Source organism: Sphingobium phenoxybenzoativorans, assembly GCF_018286635.1.
In the GTDB taxonomy this organism is placed as follows: domain Bacteria; phylum Pseudomonadota; class Alphaproteobacteria; order Sphingomonadales; family Sphingomonadaceae; genus Sphingobium; species Sphingobium phenoxybenzoativorans.
On the sequence record NZ_CP073910.1, the window covers coordinates 3,336,636 to 3,356,069 of the forward strand.

Genomic DNA, 19,434 nt, shown 5'->3' on the forward strand with positions numbered 1-19,434 from the left:
AGGCTTACCGCCAAAGTGCACACAGTTTAATACGATACTATTGGGTATCGCATCAAGGTCTTTCTTCGGGGGTGACCTTTCCTATTCCGGACAGGATCAATTCCACCGCCAGACTGATCTGAGCGGGGAAGTCCGTCGCGCTTTGCGCGAAATCGATCTTGCCCAGGGCAAGGCGCTGATAGGTGTCTCCCATCAACAGATGCATGAATGCCCTGGCCCGCATATCGGCTTCGGCCGCGGGCAGCAGGCCGGAGAGGATGCGTTCGATCACGGCGATCGATCGCGCCGGAGCGGCGTCGTAGAAAAGGCGGCCAAGCTCTGGAAACCGGGCCATTTCGCCCATCAGCATGCGGAACAGGCCCAGCACGCCCGGTTCTGTGATGGCCATGACGAAGGTCTGGCCGAAATCCGACAGCGATTGCGCGGCTGCCTCCCGCGTGATCGCCGGGTCATGCTCCTCCACGGCATAGATTTGCGCGCAGTCCCGGTTGATCGCCGCCAGAAAGAGCGCCTCCTTGCTCTTGAAGTGGCGATACAGCGTCATTTTCGACGCGCCGGCTTCCTCAGCGATTCTGTCCATGCTCGCGGCCGAAAATCCTTCGGCCAGGAAGCGGTCGCGCGCGGCATCCAATATACGCTCGCGCTTGTCCGCCATCTGCTGCACCCGCGCATGCGATGCCGACCACGCCTTTCGCTTCATTCTGCCTTCGCTCGTAATGATCAGCCTCTCCGCTCAGAGGGAACAGCCGAAATCCAGCACCCGGCCTCGGCCGGTATCCACTTGGCATTGTCATAAGGCAATCGGAAACCCGCCCAGCCGATGCCCAGCCTGTCCGTCAGTCGCGGCTCTTGGCGCTTTTCTTCGAAAGGGCGGGCAACGCCGTCCGGTATACGACCGGGCGTAGCGCAAAACTCGTGGTCACCTGCGACACGCCGGGCATGCGGGTCAGATTATAGCGAAGAAAGTCCTCGAAGGACGCCAGCGAGTCGACCAGTACGCGCAGTTGATAATCGGCGTCGCCGGTCATCAGATAGCATTCCATCACCTCGGGAATTTCGGCGACCGCCTTTTCAAAAGCGTCGAGATGATGGTCCCCCTGCTGGTCCAGCCGGACGCGGATGAACGCGCTGACCCCCAGGCCGACCTGGCCGGGGTCCACCAGTGCGACATAGCGTGAGATCACCCCTTCGGCTTCCAGATGCTTCAGCCGCCGCAGACAGGGGCTTGGGGATAGGCCTATTCTCTCCGACAGTTCATGATTGGTGATGCGTCCGTCGGTCTGAACCTGCTCAAGAATCTTCCAGTCCAGCTCATCAAGATCGTATGTTGGCATATATATAATCCAAAACCTGATATATTGGCATTATATTCCAAAAATGCGCTGCCCGCCATGCGAATTCGCAAGGACATGCCGCCCATTGGGGCGCTAATCGACGATATTCCCGGTTTGGGCAGAGGACGAACATGATCAAGACCATCCCTAATGAGCGACAGGACGTCGTCAGCGCCATCAGCACGCTGGAAGTGCGCCTCAGATGGCTCTCCTCCTGGATGGTGCATAACGCCAACCACATCCGGCCCAAGCGGGACGGGCTGAAGGTCGGCGGCCATCAGGCGAGCTGCGCCTCGATGACGGCGATCATGTCCGCCCTCTATTTCCATGCGCTGCGCCCGCAGGACAAGGTTGCGGTCAAGCCGCACGCAGGCCCGGTCCTGCACGCCATCCACTATCTGCTGGGCAATCAGTCGCTGGACCGGATGCAGCGCTTCCGCGGCCTGGGCGGCGTCCAAAGCTATCCGTCCCGCACGAAGGACGCCATTCCTGTCGATTTCTCGACCGGATCGGTCGGCCTTGGCGTCGCTGTCACCGCCTTCAGCAGCTTGGTTCAGGACTATCTGATCGCGCATGGCCAGATGAAGGAGCAGGATGCGGGCCGCATGATCGCCCTGATGGGCGACGCCGAACTCGATGAGGGCAACATCTACGAATGCCTGATCGAGGGTTATAAGCACGACCTGCGTAACTGCTGGTGGATCGTCGACTATAATCGCCAGTCGCTGGACAATACCACCGCCGACCGCATGTTCCGCCGTTTCGACGACATTTTCGAAACCTGCGGATGGCGGGTCGTCACCCTGAAATATGGCAAGCGGCAGCGCGAAGCGTTTGAGCGGCCCGGCGGCAAGACGCTGGAACAGTGGATCGACAATTGCCCCAATGCGGATTTCGCGGCGCTGACCTATCAGGGCGGCGCGGCGTGGCGCGAACGGCTGATCGCCGACATTGGCGGCAAGCCGCACGTCAAGAAGCTGTTGGACAGTTTCGACGATGATGCGCTGGCCGTACTCATGACCAATCTGGGCGGCCACTGCGTCGAAACGCTGATCGAGGCGTTCGACGGCGCGAATGACGACCGGCCCACCCTGTTCATCGCCTATACCGTCAAGGGCTTTGGCCTGCCGCTGGCTGGCCACAAGGACAATCATTCGGGCATGATGAACCCGGCCCAGATGGAAAAATTCCGGGCCAGCCTGGGCATTGACGAGGGACGGGAATGGGAACCTTGGGGCGGCCTTGGCGACAATGCCGCTGCGCAGCTCAAGGCGTTTGTCGAGGCCAGCCCGCTGGCGTCGAAAGATCCGGAGCCGGTTGCCGCTGCCGTCCCGGTTCCCGCCCGCCTGCCTGTTCCCGACGGCGCGGAGCAATCCACCCAGGCTGCGTTCGGCAGGATTTTGCTGGACCTGGCCAAATCGGGCGAACCGCTGGGCGATCATATCGTCACGACCGCGCCGGACGTCACGCAGACCACCAATCTGGGCGGCTTCGTCAATCAGCGCGGACTGTTCCGTCGTCAGGAACTGGCCGACGTTTTCCACAAGGCCAAGATTCCTTCGGCGCAGAAATGGGCGCAGCATGCGGCCGGGCAGCACATCGAACTGGGCATTGCGGAGAATAACTTCTTCATCATGCTGACGTCGCTGGGTCTCGCCGCTCCGCATTTCGGCACCCGGCTCCTGCCTGTCGGCACGGTCTATGACCCGTTCATTTCGCGCGGCCTCGATGCGCTGAACTATGGCTGTTATCAGGACTCCCGCTTCCTGCTGGTGGGAACGCCATCGGGCATCACTTTGGCTGCCGAAGGCGGCGCGCATCAGTCGATCAACACGCCGTTGATCGGCATGGGTCAGCCCAACCTCACCTATTTCGAACCGGCCTATGCGGACGAGCTGGCGCTGATGATGCGCTTTGCCTTTGACGATATGCAGAAGCCGGATGGATCGTCCGTCTATCTGCGCCTTTCGACCCGCGCGATTGAACAGACGGTCCGGGAAGATGGCGGCTGGGAAGATGATGCCCTCAAGGGCGGCTACTGGCTGCGCAAGCCGGCGGCCGGCGCCGAGGCGGCGATCGTCTTTACGGGCGTCGTCGCGCCCGAAGCGCTCCAGGCATGGGAACAGCTTGTCGAGGATATTCCGGGGCTGGGCCTGCTCAATGTCACCTCGCCTGACCTGCTGCATCGCGGCTGGTCGGCAAAGGGCGCCGCGCGCTGGAACGGCAAGGACGCCGAACCCTGCCACGCCGACACATTGCTGTCATCGCTCGCGCCGGGCGCGGGTCTCATCACCGTGCTCGACGGATCGCCGGGCGCGCTGTCCTGGCTGGGCGGCGTGAAGGGCATGCGCGTCAGCCCGCTGGGCACGGACCGTTTCGGCCAGACCGGCGATCTTCCGGATCTCTACCGCACCTACCGGCTGGACGCCGACGCCATCGTCGAAGCGGCCGCCGAACTCTTCCTGGGGAACTGACATGCCGATCGAACTGAAAATGCCCGCCCTTTCCCCCACGATGGAGAAAGGCACGCTTGCCAAATGGCTCGTGACCGAAGGCGACAGCGTCAAGGCCGGGGATCTGATCGCGGAGATTGAGACCGACAAGGCGACGATGGAGTTTGAGGCTGTCGATGAAGGGCGCATCGCCCGGCTCGTCGTGACGGAGGGCACGGATGACGTCCCGGTCGGCACCGTCATCGCCCTGCTTGCCGAGGAAGGCGAATCCGTTCCAGCGCCGTCCGCCGCGCAACCCAGCGCTGCGGCCGAAGCGCCAAAGGCGTCGCCGCAACCGTCCGAAGCGGCAGTGGCCGTCATCGACACGCCCAAGCCGGCGCCAGCGGCGGCTCCTGCTCCTGCCCCCGCCGCCGCTCCACTGACGGTGGAAGCAGGCGTTAACGCGACCCCCCTCGCCCGCCGGGTTGCTGCGGCAAAGGGCATTTCTCTCGCGTCGATCACGGGATCGGGCGCGCGTGGAAAGATCGTTCAGGCCGACCTGCGCCTGCCGCCTCTGGTCCGTCCGGCGCCAGCCAATGACGCCGCCCCCCTCGCTCTGGCGGCCGCCAAAATCGCGCCGCCGCCCGCTGGCGTGCCGGTGGAAACGATCAAGCTCTCGAACATGCGGCGCACGATCGCCAAGCGCCTGACGGAGAGCAAGCAGACCGTTCCGCACTTCTACCTGACTGCGCGCTGCAATCTGGACAGCCTGCTTGCCCTGCGCGCCGATCTCAACGGCAGCCTCGCCGCGCGCGGCATCAAGCTCAGCGTCAATGATTTCCTGATCAAGGCGCTTGCGCTTGCGCTTCATCGGGTCCCCGACGCGAATGTGCAGTTCGGCGGCGATGATCTGCATCGCTTTAGCCGCGCCGACATTTCGATGGCCGTGGCTATTGAGGGCGGCCTGATCACGCCGGTCATCAAGGATGCCGGTTCGCTCTCGCTGTCGGCCATCGCTCTGGAAAGCAAGGCTCTGGCCGCCAAGGCGCGGGAGGGCAAATTGACGCCGGAGGAATATCAGGGCGGCACCGCCTCGATCTCCAACCTGGGCATGTTCGGCATTGATGAGATGTTCCCGGTCATCAATCCGCCCCAGGCGCTGATCCTGGGCGTTGCCGCAGGCGTCGAGCAGCCCTGGAAGGTGAATGGGGAGATCGCGCTGGCGACCATCATGGCCGCCACCGCCAGCTTCGATCATCGTGCGATAGACGGCGCGGTTGCCGCGCAATTCATGGCCGCCTTCCGCGATCTGGTTGAAACACCGCTTCAGATCGTCACCTGACCGGTCACGGCGAACACAAAAAGGCCGGGCCGGACTTCACTGTCCGGCCCGGCCTTTTGTATTTCGGGGCAATAGCCGATTAGTCGGAAACGCCCTTGGCCGCATCCTCGATCAGCGCCGCGACGGCCGCTGGCTGGGACATGAAAACGGCGTGGCTGGCCGCAACTTCGACAGACTTGCTGCCCGCGCGCTTGGCCATCATGCGCAGAAGATCGGGATGGATGGCGCGATCTTCGGACGCGACCAGCGCCCAGCTTTTCTTGGCTCTCCAGGCTGGCGCCTTTATCTTGGTGGCGAAGCTTTCCTGCGCCGGAAAAACCTGCGACCTGGCCATATATTCCGCATCGGCCTGCGGTACGTCCGCGGCGAAATCCTGCGCATAGACCTTCGGGTCGAGATACAGGAAGCCATCCGGGGTGCTCAATATGCCCTTGGTCGCGGCAGGCTGCTGACCCGCCAGGCTTAGCAGCGTTTCCCCGGCATCCGGCTGAAATGCGGCGATATAGACCAGGCCCGCGACATTCGGCGCATTGCCCGCCTCAGTGATGACGACACCGCCATAGCTGTGCCCGACCAGAATGGCTGGCCCGTCCTGCATGGCGAGAATGCGATGCGTCGCATTCACATCATCCTGCAAAGACGTCATCGGCTCCTGCACGATAGTCACCTTATAGCCCTTGGCGGAGAGCAGATCATACACTTTCCGCCATCCCGAACCGTCGGCAAGAGCGCCATGCACAATGACGACATTCTTGACCTCTGCGGCCTGCGCAGGCGTCAAAGCAGCGGCGGCCACGATAGCGGCCGTGGACAGAATGGAGGATTTCAACCACCGGAATATTTGCATGATACGCTCCCTTGCGTTTGAAATGTGCAGGTAAAATCCTTGCGCTTGCCGGGAGACCGGCAAGCGCAGGGGCACAATGGAAATGCGCGTGCGGCTTTGGATCAGGCTGGCCAGACGCCAGCCCTATCCCCAGTGCGAAACGTCAATGCTGGCGAAGCCCAAGGGCTTGCGAAGCGTAAGGTCAGCCGTTCCTGTAATAATAGCTGTAGCCATTGAGGGCGGGCGCGCCGCCCAGATGCGCGTAGAGCACCTTCGATCCTTCGGGGAAGAAGCCCTTCCGGGTCAGGTCGATCATGCCCTGCATCGATTTGCCCTCATATACAGGGTCGGTCATCATGGCTTCCGTGCGAGCGGCCAGGCGGATCGCCTCATTCGTCTCCTCGGAAGGGACGCCATAGGCGGGATAGGCATAGTCGGGATTGATGACGATTTCATCCTCGCGCACTTCCCGGCCAAGACCGACCAGTTCGGCCGTATTGTCGACAATTTGCCGGACCTGCGCGCGCGTCTGTTCAAGCGTGCCCGAAGCATCGATGCCGATCACCCGGTCCGCCCGGTCCTGGGCCGCAAAACCCACGACCATGCCGGCCTGGGTGGAGCCCGTCACAACGCACACCACGATATAATCGAAGGTGAAGCCAAGCTCCTTCTCCTGCTCGGCGACTTCCTCCGCAAAGCCGATATAGCCGAGCGCACCGAATTTATGCACCGAGGCGCCCGCCGGAATGGCGTAGGGCTTGCCGCCCGCATCTTTGACCGACTGGATCGCATCTTCCCAGCTTTTGCGGATGCCGATGTCGAACCCGTCCTCGACAAGGCGGCTGTCCGCGCCCATCAGGCGGGTCATCAGGATATTGCCCACCCGGTCATATACCGCGTCATGATGCGGCACCCATTTTTCCTGGATAACGACGCTTTTCATGCCGATCTTGGCGGCTGTCGCGGCGACCATGCGGGTGTGGTTGGACTGCACGCCACCGATAGATACCAATGTATCGGCGCCTGACGCGATCGCGTCGGGAACGATATATTCCAGCTTCCGCAGCTTGTTGCCGCCCATGGCGAGGCCGGAATTGCAATCCTCCCGCTTGGCGTAAATCTGCACCTTGCCGCCAAGGGCTTCGGTAAGCCTGGGCAGATGCTCAATCGGCGTCGCGCCGAATGTGAGCGGATACCGTTCGAACTTCTCCAGCAGGGACATTTAGGACACTCCATAAAGGCTTTTGACCTCGCCTTTATGCCGAACTTTCGATGAAAGGTGCTCTCTAATTCATCCGATTTTTTTCGTATATTTTTTCATGTTCCACGTAAATTCGAATGATATCCACCCTATTTATCCAACAATCGGAATATTCTTTCATATCGCAAAAAATCGAATCACCGTCGCATTCCCCGTCGCTTTTGTGGGCCGCTTTTTGGCGAGTCTCCGCTCTGACCGGGGGTCAGCATTTACTGGCTAAGCATCATATTTTTTTGCGACGGCAAAGGGCGTGGGTCATCACGGCGGGAGACTGGGCGGACAGGCGAATTTCGCGGCCTGTGTCGTCCATCTCAATCAATCCCTGCTGCTGCAGGGTGCGGGCGAAAGCCAGTGCGTTGCTGGCCTGGAAAGTCCCGCTGATCGTCAGGTTCGCGGCTGACGGACTGACCGTCAGCTTGCGTTGGGAATAGCGATTCATCTCCTCGGCGACATCGCTCAGGCACCGGCCGTCAAAGACGATCAGCCCCCTGGTCCAGATCGTTTCCTTGCGAACATCGACTTTGCCGACCTTCAGGGTATCGCACAGCATCGACAATTTGCTTCCTGCCGGCACCAGAGTCGGCTGCAGCGCAGCGGAACGCACATGCGGCTCGACGCGGACCAAACCCTCCATCGTCGTAATGTCCGCGCCATCCTGCCCCCTCCGCACGTCGAAGGCGGTGCCGACGGCAATCACCTTCAACGCGCCGGTATCAACCACGAAGGGGCGGCTCTTGTCCTTGCTCACGGAAAAGAGCGCCTGGCCCTTCACCAGCCGCACATCGCGGCGATGACTGGAAAAGGCGACCATGACTTCGCTGCCGCTGTTCAGTTCAATTGTCGATCCGTCGGACAGGCTCACAATCCTGCGCTGCCCCACATCCGACGCATAGATTTGCCGCATATAACCGTCGCGCGCCATGGCCGGAGCGGCCTTCACGCCGGGATCGTCCTTCTGGTGCAGACTCCACCAAATGACCGGCGCACAGATCAGCCCGATCAGACATGACGCCAACGCCATTGGCAACCACCGCCGGGACGCGGCAGAAGCCGGAACGGACGCAATATTGTCCTGTGTGCGCGCACGCATGCTGGCCAGCAGCGGCTCATGCCGGGCTTCACCAAGAAACGCCCATAGCGCAGCGACCTCCTGCCAGGCTTGTTCATTCTCGGCCGCCTCGCGCCGCCATATAGCGGCAGCCTCCCGATCCTCGCCGGTCGCGCCTTCATTCTGGAGCCGCGCAAAAAGCTCCGTCGCTCTTTCTATGCGCGCCTTGGCAGGATCTCCCTTCGCCATCCGTCAGCGACATCCATCAGCCGGCAGTCCGGCGCAGGATATGCCGCATTGCCTTGGCGACATGTTTTTCAACCGCGCTAACCGATATATCGAGTCTATGGGCGATCTCGGCATAAGATAGTTCCTCGAACCGTCTGAGAACAAAGACGTCCCGCGTACGCTCTGGCAGTTCTTCCAACGCTGCCGCGACAAGGGCTATCTGTTCCCTTCCTTGGAGGACGCGCTCTGGAGACAATTCCTCAACGGGATGATCCAATTCGGACAGTTCTCCATGAGACGACCGGTGACGGACTTTGTCCCGCCGCGCATTATCGGTCATCACACTCGCCGCAATTCGAAAGAGATAGCCTTCCATATTCTCTATGGCTGTCTTGTTTTCCTGGCGCACATGCAGGCGAAGCATGACTTCCTGGGTCATGTCATCGGCGAGGGTCTGATCGCGGACATTGCGGACGAAGAAGGCTCTGAGCGCCGGTATGTAACTGCTCAGCGTCATCCCGCCGCACGGCGCGGTCGATTTGTGCGCAGATTCCATTCCCTCATCCCCCTGAGTTCCTGTCCTCCTCTCCTCCGTTTTGCTGTGTCAGAACCGCCTCGCAATCGTGCCGCTTCGCTGTTCTCACCGCACATTTGATAACGAGCGGCGCCAGGAAGTGCGTTATCCGCGCGACCTCCAGTTTATCGGGTTTCTCCTTTGCATTTTTTGCAAAAATCCAATCATTCGTAACGAATTCAAGCCACTTTCCGTCATTCTAACGAAAACTAACATCACCTAACGCATCTCCGGCGATTTCCGGCATGCGGCTTCCCTTTGCGCCTGCGTCATCCTCCACAGGAAGCGGCAAGGGGCGAAAATGAAGGCTGGAATTGTACGACTGGCGGGGGCGTCCATTCTGGCGGCATTGTGCGCCGGGCTTGCTGCCGCTCAGGATTTTCATGATCGGCGGACAGTGCAGTTTCCCGATCAGGCGACGTCCGACAATCCCCAGCGCATACCGGTCATTCCAAAGAAACAGGGTTTCGACGGCACATTGGTATTGAAGGGCGGGCGCATCTTCGATTCCGTGAAAAGCGCCGCCTATCCCGGATCGCTCGTCATCAAGCAGAACAAGGTCGCGGCCGTGCTTCCGGCCGGATCGACTGATTGGCCTGCTGACGCAACGGTCATGGACGTGACCGGCAAGACGGTCATGCCCGGCATGATCGACATGCACGTCCATATCTATTCCCCGAACGTAACCTCGTCCGACACGCCGGCCGACCTTAAGGCCATGGAAGGCTATGCCGTTCTGCGCGGCCTCACCAATCTCCGCTATTCGCTGGAGAACGGCATTACATCCGTTCGCGACATGAGCGGCGTGATGAACGCATCCTATATCCTCAGCGAATGGCTGGAAAAGGACATGTCGCCGGGACCGCGCGTCTTTGCAGCCGGGCATATCATCACCGCCACGGGTGGTCATGCGGCCGAGCGTTCATCCACCTACAGCGCGATCTATGTGCGCGAGGCCGACGGCGCTGACGATTGGCGCAAGGCGGTGCGCGAGATGTTCAAGATGGGCGCCAGCCACATCAAGATCGCCAGCCACTTCGCCCCCGGCGAAGTGAAGGCCGCCGTTGAGGAAGCCCATAATCTGGGGCTTAAGGTCACCTGCGATTGCGAGACGATTTATACGCAAATGGCGGTTGAGGCAGGCGTCGATTCGATCGAGCACCCGCTGCCGCGCACCGACGAGACCATCAAGCTGATGGCCAAGAAGGGCGTAGCCGCCATCCCGACGATGCAGACCTATCAGGATCTGTTCGACATGCGCGGCGCCTACACAGGCTCCCCTTCGCGCCGGTTCTCCATGACGTCGCAATCCAATTTCGACATGCTCAAAAAGTTTATCGCCGCCGGCGTCACGATCGGCGTCGGTACGGACAGCCTGGGCCTTCCGGCATTCGAAAAGTCGCCCAATTACTACATCGCGGAACTCAAATTCCTTCAAAAAGCGGGCTACACGCCGGCCAAGGCGCTGATCGCCGCCACGCGGACCAATGCGCAGATCATGGACATGGGCGACAAGCTGGGAACGCTGGAGCCGGGCAAGCTTGCGGACGTCATCGTCGTTGACGGGCGACCCGATGAAAATCTGGACGATCTTGCGAAGGTCGAAACGGTGGTCCGCAACGGCAACATCGTGATCAAGGACGGCCGCCTGTTCGTCCCGCGCCATGAACCTAAGCCGCTGCTTAAACCCTCACCGCCTGAAACGCTGCGGTGACCGGCGCTTCTATCAGGGAGCGAATGCATGATTTCGGGGGTAAAGGAATGACGAATTTCGGACGGCTATTGGCGTGTCTGCTGGCCGGTCTATCAGTGCCGGCGCTGGCCCAGGATTTCCATGACAGGCGGACGGTACAGACCCCTGATCAGGTAACTGCGGATAATCCGCAGCGCGTGCCCGTTCTCCCTAAAAAGCAGGGCTTCGATGGCACGCTGGTCCTTCGCGGCGGCCGCATCTTCGATGCCGTGAAGGATGCGGCTTATGCCGGGTCGCTTGTCATCAGGCAGAACAAGGTCGTGGCCGTGCTTCCGGCCGCTTCGACCGATTGGCCGGCGGATGCGACCGTGATGGACGTAACCGGGAAAACAATCATGCCCGGCCTGATCGACATGCATGTTCATGCGACATATCCGATTCCGGAAACACCGGCTGATCAGATCGGCAGCGAAGGCAATGCAACCCTTCGGGCGCTACGCAACCTCCGCCTCTATCTGGAAAATGGCGTCACCTCGATACGCGACCTGGGCGGGCCGCGCGACGCCGGCACGATCATCAGCGAATGGCTGGAAAAGGATATGGCGCCGGGCCCCCGCGTCTTTGCGGCTGGCCATATCATTACCGGCACCGGCGGCCATAGCGCCAATCGGGGTTCCACCTATCATGCGATGATCCTGGAAACGCAAAGAGCTGGCGGTGAGCAGCCCGTCTATACGCGCGAAGCGAACGGGGCCGACGATTGGCGCAAGGCCGTGCGCGAGACGTTCAAGATGGGCGCCAGCCACATCAAGATCGCCAGCCACTTCGCCCCTGACGAAGTAAAGGCGGCCGTCGAGGAAGCCCATAGCCTTGGCCTGAAGGTCACCTGCAACTGCGAGACCATCTACACGCAGATGGCCGTTGAAGCAGGCGTTGATTCTATCGAACACCCGCTGCCGCGCACCGAAGAGACCATCAAGCTGATGGCCAAGAAGGGCGTGGCCGCCATTCCGACGATGCAGCTTTATCAACAGGTGCTCGACATGCGTGGCGGCCTCTATACCGGACCGACGTCGCGGCGCTTCTCGATGAATGCGCAGGGCAATTTCGATATGCTCAAGAAGCTGATCGCGGCCGGGGTAATCATCGGCGTTGGCACCGATACCGGCTCGGAAGGCTTTGAGCGCGCGCCCAATATCTACATCGCGGAACTGAAATTCCTGCAGAAAGCGGGCTACACGCCAGCCAAGGCGCTGATCGCCGCGACGCGGACCAATGCGCAGATCATGGATATGGACGACAAGCTGGGAACGCTGGAGGCAGGCAAGCTGGCCGACGTCATCGTCGTGGACGGCAACCCGGATCAAAATCTGGACGATCTTGCGAAGGTCGAAACGGTGATCCGCAACGGCAACATCGTGATCAAGGACGGCCGCCTGTTCGTCCCGCGCCATGTGCCCAAGCCGCTGCTCAAACCCTCACCGCCGGATGCGCTCAAATAGAGCAAGGATCTCCGGACAAAATTCGCGCGGATTGATTGGCGCACTCTCAGCGAAGCGTCGTGAACACACAGAAAAACAGACAAAAAACCAAACAGGGACGAGACAGGGAGAGGTTCTCGATTTTCAGTTTCAGCAAGTTGCGGAGAACCTAAAATGACATACAAGAGCCGACTTTGGGGAACTGTCGCCGCCCTGGCGTTCATGGGTAGCGGTCAGGCATTTGCGCAGGAAGAAACGCCAAGCGACGGCGTGCTCGTGGTCACGGGAACGCGTGGCCAGCCGCGGACGGTAACGGAAAGCGCCGCGCCGATCGATGTGGTCAGCGGCGATCAGCTCGAAAAAATGGGCGGCGCGACATCGCTCCGCGATGTGCTTACGCAGTTGGTCCCGTCCTTTCAGGCGCAGACAGTCGCCTCATCTTCATGGGACAGCCTTGCCCGCCCTGCGGGTCTCCGTGGCCTGGGCGGCGCCCATGTCCTCGTGCTGGTCAATGGCAAGCGGCGTCACAACAGCGCCCTTATCAACCTGTCCAGCTTCAGCATGTCGAGCGGCAGCAATCCCGTCGACCTGGACCTTATTCCGAACGGTGCGATCCGCAGCATAGAGGTGCTGCGTGACGGCGCGTCCGCGCAATATGGTTCGGACGCGATCGCTGGCGTCATCAATATCACCCTCAAGGAAGATGACAGCGGACAACTCGTCCTGAATGCGGGTCAGCGCTATAAATGGCATGACCGTTCCGATGGCGAAACCTACTCGTTCGATCTTTATAAGGGTTTCAAGCTCGGCGACGCCGGCTTCCTGTCGTTGACGGTCGCCGGACGCGACCAGAGCCGCACCGTCCGCAACTCCACCCACACCGAACAGCTCTATTTCCGGGTCAATGGCCAGCCCGATCCGCGCGAGACTACGGTTGACAGGAACTGGCTGGTCAAGGGCGGCCTGCCGCGCACCAGCTCGATCAACATGATCGCCAATGCCGGTTATGATTTCGGCGGCGTAGAGGCTTATGCAACCGGCACCCTCGGCTATCGTGACGCGACCATCGGCCAGGGTTTCCGCAAGCCGAACAGCAATCAGAACATCCTTCAGGTCCACCCGGATGGTTTCGCGCCGGACTACACACTGAGCGAGAAGGATTTCCAGTTCCTCGCCGGCGTGCGCAGCGAGGCGGGTCCGTGGAGCTGGGATCTCTCGTCCACCTTCGGCCGCAACTTCGACACCCATGGCTCGCAAAACTCGCTTAACGCATCGCTGGGTCCGCTAAGCCCCACGGAGTTCACGACGTTCACATCGGCGTTCAATCAGTGGACGACCAATTTCGACGTCACCCGTGATCTCGAACTCGGCTTCGCCAAGCCTCTCACCCTGGCCTTTGGGCTTGAGCACCGGTGGGAGAATTTCAAGACGGTGCCCAAGGATGAAGCGGCCTACAGAAATGGCGGATATATCTATCCCGCCAATTATGGCGGCCTGGTCGGTCAGGCGGCACAGGTGGGCGCGCAGGGCGCGATCACCCTTCATCCCAGCGATGCCGCAGACCTCTCGCGGAACAGCTATGCCGCCTATATCGATCTTGCCACCAACATCACTGATCCATGGTTTGTGAACGCCGCAGGACGCTTCGAGCATTATGATGACAGTTCCGGCGATGTGTTCAGCGGCAAATTGTCGACGCGCTATGAAATCATGGATGGCGTGGCGCTGCGCGCCACCGTCAGCAACGGCTTCCGCGCGCCGTCCCTGTCGCAGATCGGCTTCGCCCAGACCTCGACGCAGATTTTCGTCGTGAATGGCGTGATCCAGCCGATTGATTCTAAAACGGTAAAAACCGATTCCCCGGTCGGCATCGCGCTTGGCGCACAACCGCTGAAGCCGGAAAAATCGCTGAACCTCTCGGCTGGTCTTTCATTGACGCCATTGCCGGGATTCTCGGTAACGGCCGACGCCTATCGCATCGAACTGCGCGACCGCATCCTGCTGTCCAGCTTTTTGACCGGCGCGGGCGTCAACGCGATCCTCGCTACAAACGGGTTCCAGCCCTACTCCGTTCGCTACTTCACCAACGCGCTCGATACCAACACGCAGGGCGTCGATGTCGTCGCGACCTACAACACGCGGCTGGGTGATCTCGGATCGCTGCGACTATCTGCGGCATTCAACTATAACAAGACCAAGATTCACAAGCTTGCGGCCAATCCGCCGGAACTGTCCGGGCTGAACGTCACGATGTTCAACCGGCAGCAGCAGGGCTTCATCACCGACAATACGCCGACGACGAAGCTGGTCCTGAGCGGCGACTGGTCGCTGGGCGGCCTCAGCGTCAACCTGCGCGAAACGCGCTACGGCAAGATCGATTATATTCAGTCTGCCGCGGTGAACGACCAGCATTTCAGCGCGAAATGGATCACCGATCTCGATATAAGCTATAAATTGACGGAGAGCACGACGGTCGCAGTCGGCGCGAACAACCTGTTCAATATTTATCCCGACCTCATGACGCTGGTGAACACGATCGGCACCGGCAACTACGCCGCCAACTCGCCGTTCGGTTTCTACGGCGGTTATTATTACGGGCGTCTGAGCGTCAAATTCTGATCTGCCCCCTGGGGGAGCACGCGCCTACGGCGTGCTCCCTCCTTTTTCCCGTACACATTCCTCAACGGCATCTGGCTACTCCAAATGGCGTAGAGCATCCGATGTCGGTTATGCGACGGCGCCGCATTACAAGCGCAATGCGTGAGCGCCTGAAAATCTGCTCTGCTGTTGAAATGGACAGAGATTGAAATCCCAAGGATCGGGCGGCCGCCCACTCGACGGATGGAACAGATGCTAGCGCTGCTCTGCCCATGTGAGCAGCGCGTCCAGCGCGGGGCATAATGCCTGGCCCCAATCGGTCAGACCATATTCCACCTTCGGCGGCACCTGATGATGGACAATACGCCGCACGATGCCGTCGGCCTCCATCTGCCGCAACTGCTGGATCAGCATCTTCTGCGAAACCTTGGGGATCGCGCGCTCCAGTTCGGAAAAGCGCATGATCTGCCCGCCGAACAGGTGAAACAGGATGATGAGTTTCCAGCGCCCTTCGAGCAGGCTCAGCGCATTCTGCACGCCTTCGGCCGCCGTTTCCTGCGTATATTCCTTCTGCATACTTTTCCGTAAGTACCTTACTTTTTCGTGCGTTCTTGTTCTTTCCTACAGTAGGCGCGATGTCTCCGGCGCACAATCGATACCGGAGATCAATCATGCCCCTTGCCCTGCCAGATCCCATATCCGCCTATTTCGCCGCCGATGCCGCTGAGGGCCGCTCGATCGCGGCCTGCTTCACGATCGACGCTGTGGTGATTGACGAGAATGAGACCCATCATGGCCGGGAAGCGATCTCCCGCTGGAAGGCGGAAGCATCCGCGCGCTATCGCTACCTCGCCGAACCGATTGCGATCACTGCGGACGGCGGCGAACAGGTCGTCACCGCGCATCTGACTGGCGATTTCCCAGGAAGCCCTGTCGACCTGCGCTACGCCTTCACCCTTGCGGGCGACGAAATCGCCCGTCTGGAGATCAGGGCATGAGCTTTGACCTCGGCTTGAGCGGCCAGCGTGCGCTCGTCACCGGCGGCACGAAAGGCGTGGGCGCGGCGGTGGTCGCCAGCCTCCTCGAAGCGGGCGTTACCGTCATCGCTGCGGCCCGCACCGTGCCTTCCGAAGAACAGCACGGTCTGCATTACGTCGCTGCCGATCTGATGACGGCGCAAGGATGCGCCCACCTCGCCGCCGTGGCGCTCGACCGGCTTGGCGGCGTGGACATCCTCGTCAATGTGCTCGGTGGATCGAGCGCGCCCGGCGGCGGATTTGCCGTACTGGACGATGCGGAATGGGAAAAGGAGCTGAACCATAATCTCATGCCTGCGGTCCGGCTCGACCGCGCCTTGCTGCCCGCGATGATTGCGCAGGGAAAGGGCGTGATCATCCACGTCACGTCGATCCAGCACATATTGCCGCTGCCCGATTCCACCACCGCCTATGCCGCTGCAAAGGCCGCCCTTGCGACCTACAGCAAGAGCCTGTCGAAGGAAGTAACGCCAAAGGGTGTCCGCGTGGTTCGCGTCTCACCCGGCTGGGTCGAGACCGACGCCGCCGTGGCGATGGCGGAACGGCTCGCCGCAAAAGCCGGGACCGATTATGAAGGCGGCAAGAAAATCATCATGGATGCCCTCGGCGGCATCCCGCTGGGCCGGCCGGCTAAGCCTGAGGAAGTTGCCGATCTCATTACATTCATCTGCTCACCGCGCGCAGCGTCGATTTCCGGCGCCGAATATATAATCGACGGAGGCACGGTGCCCACGGCATGAGGCTTCGGGTGGAAGGCGTAGCCCTTCGGATAGCCGCCCGGCGGAGACCAGCGAAGGTGATTCTCCCCTGAGCGTAAGGGCCCAAACCGGCGTAGAATCACCTTCGTTATTTCTATAGTTCGGTTGGCTGGGGCGGCAGGATTCGAACCTGCGTATGGCGGCATCAAAAGCCGCTGCCTTACCGCTTGGCGACGCCCCAGCAGGCTCCGGTTCTCGCCGGAGCCACGGCCTATAGCGCTTCGGTCGTGAAATGGAACCCGGCAAATCCCTTTGCAATCCGGATTACATATCCGCCTTCCTATGCGAGATCAGCATTATGCAGACGGCGGAGAATCTGTATGAGAGACGCTCACCGATAGCCCGGCAAAAACAGATAGACATGACCGCTCAAATCTCACCCGCCTCCCCCCTGTTCCTGCGTGAGGATGAAATCCGTCGCGGCGTGGAACTGCTGTATTTCGGGTACAGCAACCTGATTCGTTCGATCGACCAGATGCTGGAGCCGCAAGGGCTTGGCCGCGCCCATCATCGCGCCCTCTATTTCATATCGCGCCAGCCGGATCTGACGGTCAGCGAACTTCTGCGGGTGCTGGCGATCACCAAGCAATCGCTGGGCCGCGTCCTCAATGAACTGATAGAGCGGAAATATATTGAGACCAGTCCTGGCATACGCGATCGCCGGCAAAAGCTGCTGCGATTGACGGAATCGGGCGTTGCGCTGGAGGCCGAACTGTTCCGCGCCCTGCGCGAAAGGATGGCCGCCGCCTATACGCAGGCGGGGCAAGGCTCCGTCACGGGATTCTGGCGCGTTCTGGAGGGGCTGATTCCCGTTGAGGACCGCTCAATGGTGGCGGCCCTCCGGGGCAATGGCTGACCTCTGCAGCATTGCAGAGGAACCCTTCCGCTAGCCCATCGATTGATAGCGCAGCCCAACAATCCCCAAAGGAGCAACCATGCGCATATCAATCATTACGGCAGCAGCAGTCCTGTCGCTGGGCCTCGCCGCATGTTCGGAAAAGGCGGCGGACAAGGTTGAGGATGCAGGCGATGCGATTGGCAGCGACATTACCCGCGGCGTCAACAACGCAGACGATCATATCCAGTCCGGCTTGCACAAGACAGGCAACGCCATTGAGCAAACCGGCGATCAGATCGGCGATGCAGCCTCCAATGCCGCCCGAAGGGCGGGGCACGAAGTGGACAAGGCGCAAAAGGACGTTGGGTCCACGCTGGAGCAGGCCGGCAAGGATATGAAGAAGGACTGACGCGCCTTGGCGCGGCCCGTTTTTTAGAAAACGACGTTGCGCACGAAGCGCACATTACCGGCCGATCCGTTGGAGAAAACATAGGGCCGGGCGCTGCTGAATATCAGATAGTCGCCCGGTTCCACCACATGCGCGCCCTCCGTCGTTTCCACCACAAGCGTCCCTTCGATCACGAACAGCATCTCATGCCAGTGACCCGCGTCCGCTTCCGCAGGATAGCGCTCCCCTTCACCCAGTGACCACAGCCACAGTTCCGCCTCCCGTGCGGCCGGGGTTGTCCCCAGCAGCGTCGCATGGCTGTCGGGGTGCGCGCCGGCCCATGCCAGCGTGCCTATTCGCCGGTTGTCCGGCGCATCCGGCGACCGCACCATTTCCGAAAAGCTGACGTCGAGCGCCGCGGCCAGACGATCCAGGCTGGAAAGGCTTATATTGGCCTCCCCGCTTTCCAGACCCACGATCATGCGGCGGCTGATGCCTGACTTCTCCGCAAGCGCTGACTGGCTCAGATCCTTTTCCTGCCGCATGCGGCGCAGATTGGTGCCGACATGCGCCAAAACATCGGGGCGCGAGCGATCGGCACTCTCCTCTTGACTGTGCAATATAGTGCTCATAACGGTCTGCGCAGTATGTTGCACAATCCTTCCCTAGACAAGACCCCTGCGCCGCGGCTGATGATCGGCCGCGCCGAACTTGCGCTGATCGGCATTACTTTGCTGTGGGGTGCAACTTTCCTGATCGTGAAGAACGCCATGACGGTTACCGGGCCGTTGTTCTTCGTCGGGTTGCGCTTCGCCACAGCCACCGTCGCGGCAGCCATTGTGGCCGCCCCCCTCCTGCGCGGCGTGACCCGCAAGGAATGGATTGCCGGCAGCGCGATCGGGCTTGGCATATTCATCGGCTACACGCTGCAGACCTGGGGGCTGCAGACCATTCCCAGCAGCACGTCGGCATTCATAACCGCTGTCTATGTGCCGCTGGTGCCGCTGCTCCAATGGGCAATATTACGCCGTCCCCCGCATCTGATGAGCTGGATCGGCGTTGCGCTGGCCTTTGGCGGACTGTTGCTGGTGGCGGGGCCGCAGCAGGGATTGGCGTTGGGCAAGGGGGAGTTGCTGACGCTCGTCAGCACGCTGGCCATTGCGGTGGAGATCATCCTGATCAGCATGTGGGCGGGTCAGGTCAATGTATTGCGGGTGACCGTCATTCAGCTTGGCTTTACATCCCTTGCGGCGTTCCTATGCATGGTCCCCGCTGGGGAAGCGATTCCGCATTTTTCCTGGCTGCTCCTTCTGTCCGCGTGCGGGCTTGGCCTGATGAGCGCCGTGATCCAGGTGGTGATGAACTGGGCGCAACGGACGGTTTCGCCTACGCGCGCGACGGTGATCTATGCCGGTGAGCCGGTCTGGGCAGGCATCATCGGCCGTATGGCGGGGGAACGCCTGCCCGCCGCGGCGCTGCTCGGCGGCTTCCTGATCGTCGCAGGCGTCATTGTCAGCGAATTGCGGTTCGGGCGTAAAGAGAAAGCCAGAATAGATTCTTGAGCCGTTCAACAGGCCCGCCCAACCGATCTTGCCC

General features: G+C 60.8%; 18 protein-coding genes and 1 tRNA gene. 10 read left to right on the plus strand and 9 right to left on the minus strand.

The genetic code is table 11. The features are described from left to right. Positions 1 to 52: 52 nt before the first annotated feature. Together KFK14_RS16540 and KFK14_RS16545 are read right to left on the minus strand one after the other, a co-directional pair. Entirely contained in the window at positions 53 to 700 is a 648-nt protein-coding gene (locus KFK14_RS16540; protein WP_212608420.1) for a TetR/AcrR family transcriptional regulator, read from the minus strand. Positions 701 to 836: 136 nt separating this feature from the next. Beyond that, entirely contained in the window at positions 837 to 1,334 is a 498-nt protein-coding gene (locus tag KFK14_RS16545; RefSeq protein ID WP_212608421.1) for an Lrp/AsnC family transcriptional regulator, read from the minus strand. A 131-nt stretch (positions 1,335 to 1,465) separates the two neighbouring features. Between KFK14_RS16545 and KFK14_RS16550 the strand changes: the two genes are divergently transcribed. Both KFK14_RS16550 and KFK14_RS16555 read left to right on the plus strand, forming a co-directional pair. Further along, positions 1,466 to 3,808 carry a transketolase gene (locus KFK14_RS16550; protein WP_212608422.1) on the plus strand — a complete coding sequence of 781 codons (2,343 nt, stop codon included), beginning with the start codon at positions 1,466 to 1,468 and terminating at the stop codon, positions 3,806 to 3,808. Position 3,809: 1 nt separating this feature from the next. After that, a complete protein-coding gene (locus KFK14_RS16555) occupies positions 3,810 to 5,108 on the plus strand; it encodes a pyruvate dehydrogenase complex dihydrolipoamide acetyltransferase (protein WP_212608423.1) in 1,299 nt (432 codons plus the stop codon). Between the two features lie 79 nt (positions 5,109 to 5,187). On the opposite strand, the gene KFK14_RS16560 is transcribed toward KFK14_RS16555, so the two are convergent. From KFK14_RS16560 to KFK14_RS16575, 4 genes are all read right to left on the minus strand, one after another. Further along, positions 5,188 to 5,955, minus strand: a complete 768-nt coding sequence (locus tag KFK14_RS16560) for an alpha/beta fold hydrolase (protein ID WP_212608424.1) — start codon at positions 5,953 to 5,955, stop codon at positions 5,188 to 5,190. A gap of 181 nt (positions 5,956 to 6,136) precedes the next feature. After that, positions 6,137 to 7,156, minus strand: a complete 1,020-nt coding sequence (locus KFK14_RS16565) for a 1-aminocyclopropane-1-carboxylate deaminase (RefSeq protein ID WP_070154198.1) — start codon at positions 7,154 to 7,156, stop codon at positions 6,137 to 6,139. A gap of 262 nt (positions 7,157 to 7,418) precedes the next feature. Further along, entirely contained in the window at positions 7,419 to 8,492 is a 1,074-nt protein-coding gene (locus KFK14_RS16570) for a FecR family protein (RefSeq protein ID WP_212608425.1), read from the minus strand. A 16-nt stretch (positions 8,493 to 8,508) separates the two neighbouring features. Continuing rightward, positions 8,509 to 9,027: an RNA polymerase sigma factor gene (locus tag KFK14_RS16575; protein ID WP_343227763.1), complete on the minus strand. Its 519-nt coding sequence runs from the start codon at positions 9,025 to 9,027 to the stop codon at positions 8,509 to 8,511. Positions 9,028 to 9,346: 319 nt separating this feature from the next. Between KFK14_RS16575 and KFK14_RS16580 the strand changes: the two genes are divergently transcribed. The 3 genes from KFK14_RS16580 to KFK14_RS16590 all read left to right on the plus strand — a co-directional run bounded on the left by KFK14_RS16580 (position 9,347) and on the right by KFK14_RS16590 (position 14,838). Then, entirely contained in the window at positions 9,347 to 10,759 is a 1,413-nt protein-coding gene (locus KFK14_RS16580) for an amidohydrolase family protein (RefSeq protein ID WP_212608426.1), read from the plus strand. 47 nt (positions 10,760 to 10,806) lie between these two features. Next, positions 10,807 to 12,240, plus strand: coding sequence for an amidohydrolase family protein (locus KFK14_RS16585; RefSeq protein WP_212608427.1), 1,434 nt, complete (start codon positions 10,807 to 10,809; stop codon positions 12,238 to 12,240). Positions 12,241 to 12,393: 153 nt separating this feature from the next. Further along, a complete protein-coding gene (locus KFK14_RS16590) occupies positions 12,394 to 14,838 on the plus strand; it encodes a TonB-dependent receptor plug domain-containing protein (protein WP_212608428.1) in 2,445 nt (814 codons plus the stop codon). 234 nt (positions 14,839 to 15,072) lie between these two features. Here the strand turns inward: KFK14_RS16590 and KFK14_RS16595 are convergent, their stop codons facing one another. Beyond that, entirely contained in the window at positions 15,073 to 15,393 is a 321-nt protein-coding gene (locus KFK14_RS16595) for a winged helix-turn-helix transcriptional regulator (RefSeq protein ID WP_212608429.1), read from the minus strand. Between the two features lie 95 nt (positions 15,394 to 15,488). Here KFK14_RS16595 and KFK14_RS16600 point away from each other — a divergent pair, with 95 nt between their 5' ends. After that, on the plus strand, positions 15,489 to 15,815 hold the full coding sequence (locus KFK14_RS16600) for a nuclear transport factor 2 family protein (RefSeq protein WP_212608430.1): 327 nt from the start codon (positions 15,489 to 15,491) through the stop codon (positions 15,813 to 15,815). Further along, entirely contained in the window at positions 15,812 to 16,594 is a 783-nt protein-coding gene (locus KFK14_RS16605) for an SDR family oxidoreductase (RefSeq protein WP_212608431.1), read from the plus strand. The genes KFK14_RS16600 and KFK14_RS16605 overlap by 4 nt, the downstream gene beginning before the upstream one ends. A 124-nt stretch (positions 16,595 to 16,718) precedes the next feature. Here the strand turns inward: KFK14_RS16605 and KFK14_RS16610 are convergent. Then, positions 16,719 to 16,793 (minus strand) — tRNA-Gln (locus KFK14_RS16610). 180 nt (positions 16,794 to 16,973) lie between these two features. On the opposite strand from KFK14_RS16610, the gene KFK14_RS16615 reads away from it, so the two are divergent. Next, positions 16,974 to 17,468, plus strand: a complete 495-nt coding sequence (locus KFK14_RS16615; protein WP_070154319.1) for a MarR family winged helix-turn-helix transcriptional regulator — start codon at positions 16,974 to 16,976, stop codon at positions 17,466 to 17,468. 79 nt (positions 17,469 to 17,547) lie between these two features. Next, positions 17,548 to 17,859: a hypothetical protein gene (locus KFK14_RS16620; protein WP_212608432.1), complete on the plus strand. Its 312-nt coding sequence runs from the start codon at positions 17,548 to 17,550 to the stop codon at positions 17,857 to 17,859. Between the two features lie 23 nt (positions 17,860 to 17,882). Here KFK14_RS16620 and KFK14_RS16625 read toward each other — a convergent pair whose 3' ends face one another. Then, positions 17,883 to 18,458 carry a helix-turn-helix domain-containing protein gene (locus tag KFK14_RS16625; protein WP_246524675.1) on the minus strand — a complete coding sequence of 192 codons (576 nt, stop codon included), beginning with the start codon at positions 18,456 to 18,458 and terminating at the stop codon, positions 17,883 to 17,885. Positions 18,459 to 18,485: 27 nt separating this feature from the next. Between KFK14_RS16625 and KFK14_RS16630 the strand changes: the two genes are divergently transcribed. After that, the gene (locus KFK14_RS16630; protein WP_212608434.1) at positions 18,486 to 19,400 is read left to right on the plus strand and encodes a DMT family transporter; all 915 of its coding nucleotides are present in this window, start codon (positions 18,486 to 18,488) and stop codon (positions 19,398 to 19,400) included. The last annotated feature ends 34 nt before the right edge of the window (positions 19,401 to 19,434 follow it).

Excerpts from the sequence above, each read along its gene's own strand:
- KFK14_RS16590 (WP_212608428.1), top strand. The coding sequence starts at position 12,394 with ATGACATACAAGAGCCGACTTTGGGGAACTGTCGCCGCCCTGGCGTTC.
- KFK14_RS16585 (WP_212608427.1), top strand. The coding sequence starts at position 10,807 with ATGACGAATTTCGGACGGCTATTGGCGTGTCTGCTGGCCGGTCTATCA.
- KFK14_RS16615 (WP_070154319.1), top strand. The coding sequence starts at position 16,974 with ATGACCGCTCAAATCTCACCCGCCTCCCCCCTGTTCCTGCGTGAGGAT.
- KFK14_RS16565 (WP_070154198.1), bottom strand. The coding sequence starts at position 7,156 with ATGTCCCTGCTGGAGAAGTTCGAACGGTATCCGCTCACATTCGGCGCG.
- KFK14_RS16570 (WP_212608425.1), bottom strand. The coding sequence starts at position 8,492 with ATGGCGAAGGGAGATCCTGCCAAGGCGCGCATAGAAAGAGCGACGGAG.
- KFK14_RS16575 (WP_343227763.1), bottom strand. The coding sequence starts at position 9,027 with ATGGAATCTGCGCACAAATCGACCGCGCCGTGCGGCGGGATGACGCTG.
- KFK14_RS16545 (WP_212608421.1), bottom strand. The coding sequence starts at position 1,334 with ATGCCAACATACGATCTTGATGAGCTGGACTGGAAGATTCTTGAGCAG.
- KFK14_RS16580 (WP_212608426.1), top strand. The coding sequence starts at position 9,347 with ATGAAGGCTGGAATTGTACGACTGGCGGGGGCGTCCATTCTGGCGGCA.
- KFK14_RS16600 (WP_212608430.1), top strand. The coding sequence starts at position 15,489 with ATGCCCCTTGCCCTGCCAGATCCCATATCCGCCTATTTCGCCGCCGAT.
- KFK14_RS16540 (WP_212608420.1), bottom strand. The coding sequence starts at position 700 with ATGAAGCGAAAGGCGTGGTCGGCATCGCATGCGCGGGTGCAGCAGATG.
- KFK14_RS16560 (WP_212608424.1), bottom strand. The coding sequence starts at position 5,955 with ATGCAAATATTCCGGTGGTTGAAATCCTCCATTCTGTCCACGGCCGCT.
- KFK14_RS16555 (WP_212608423.1), top strand. The coding sequence starts at position 3,810 with ATGCCGATCGAACTGAAAATGCCCGCCCTTTCCCCCACGATGGAGAAA.
- KFK14_RS16550 (WP_212608422.1), top strand. The coding sequence starts at position 1,466 with ATGATCAAGACCATCCCTAATGAGCGACAGGACGTCGTCAGCGCCATC.
- KFK14_RS16595 (WP_212608429.1), bottom strand. The coding sequence starts at position 15,393 with ATGCAGAAGGAATATACGCAGGAAACGGCGGCCGAAGGCGTGCAGAAT.
- KFK14_RS16620 (WP_212608432.1), top strand. The coding sequence starts at position 17,548 with ATGCGCATATCAATCATTACGGCAGCAGCAGTCCTGTCGCTGGGCCTC.
- KFK14_RS16605 (WP_212608431.1), top strand. The coding sequence starts at position 15,812 with ATGAGCTTTGACCTCGGCTTGAGCGGCCAGCGTGCGCTCGTCACCGGC.
- KFK14_RS16630 (WP_212608434.1), top strand. The coding sequence starts at position 18,486 with ATGTTGCACAATCCTTCCCTAGACAAGACCCCTGCGCCGCGGCTGATG.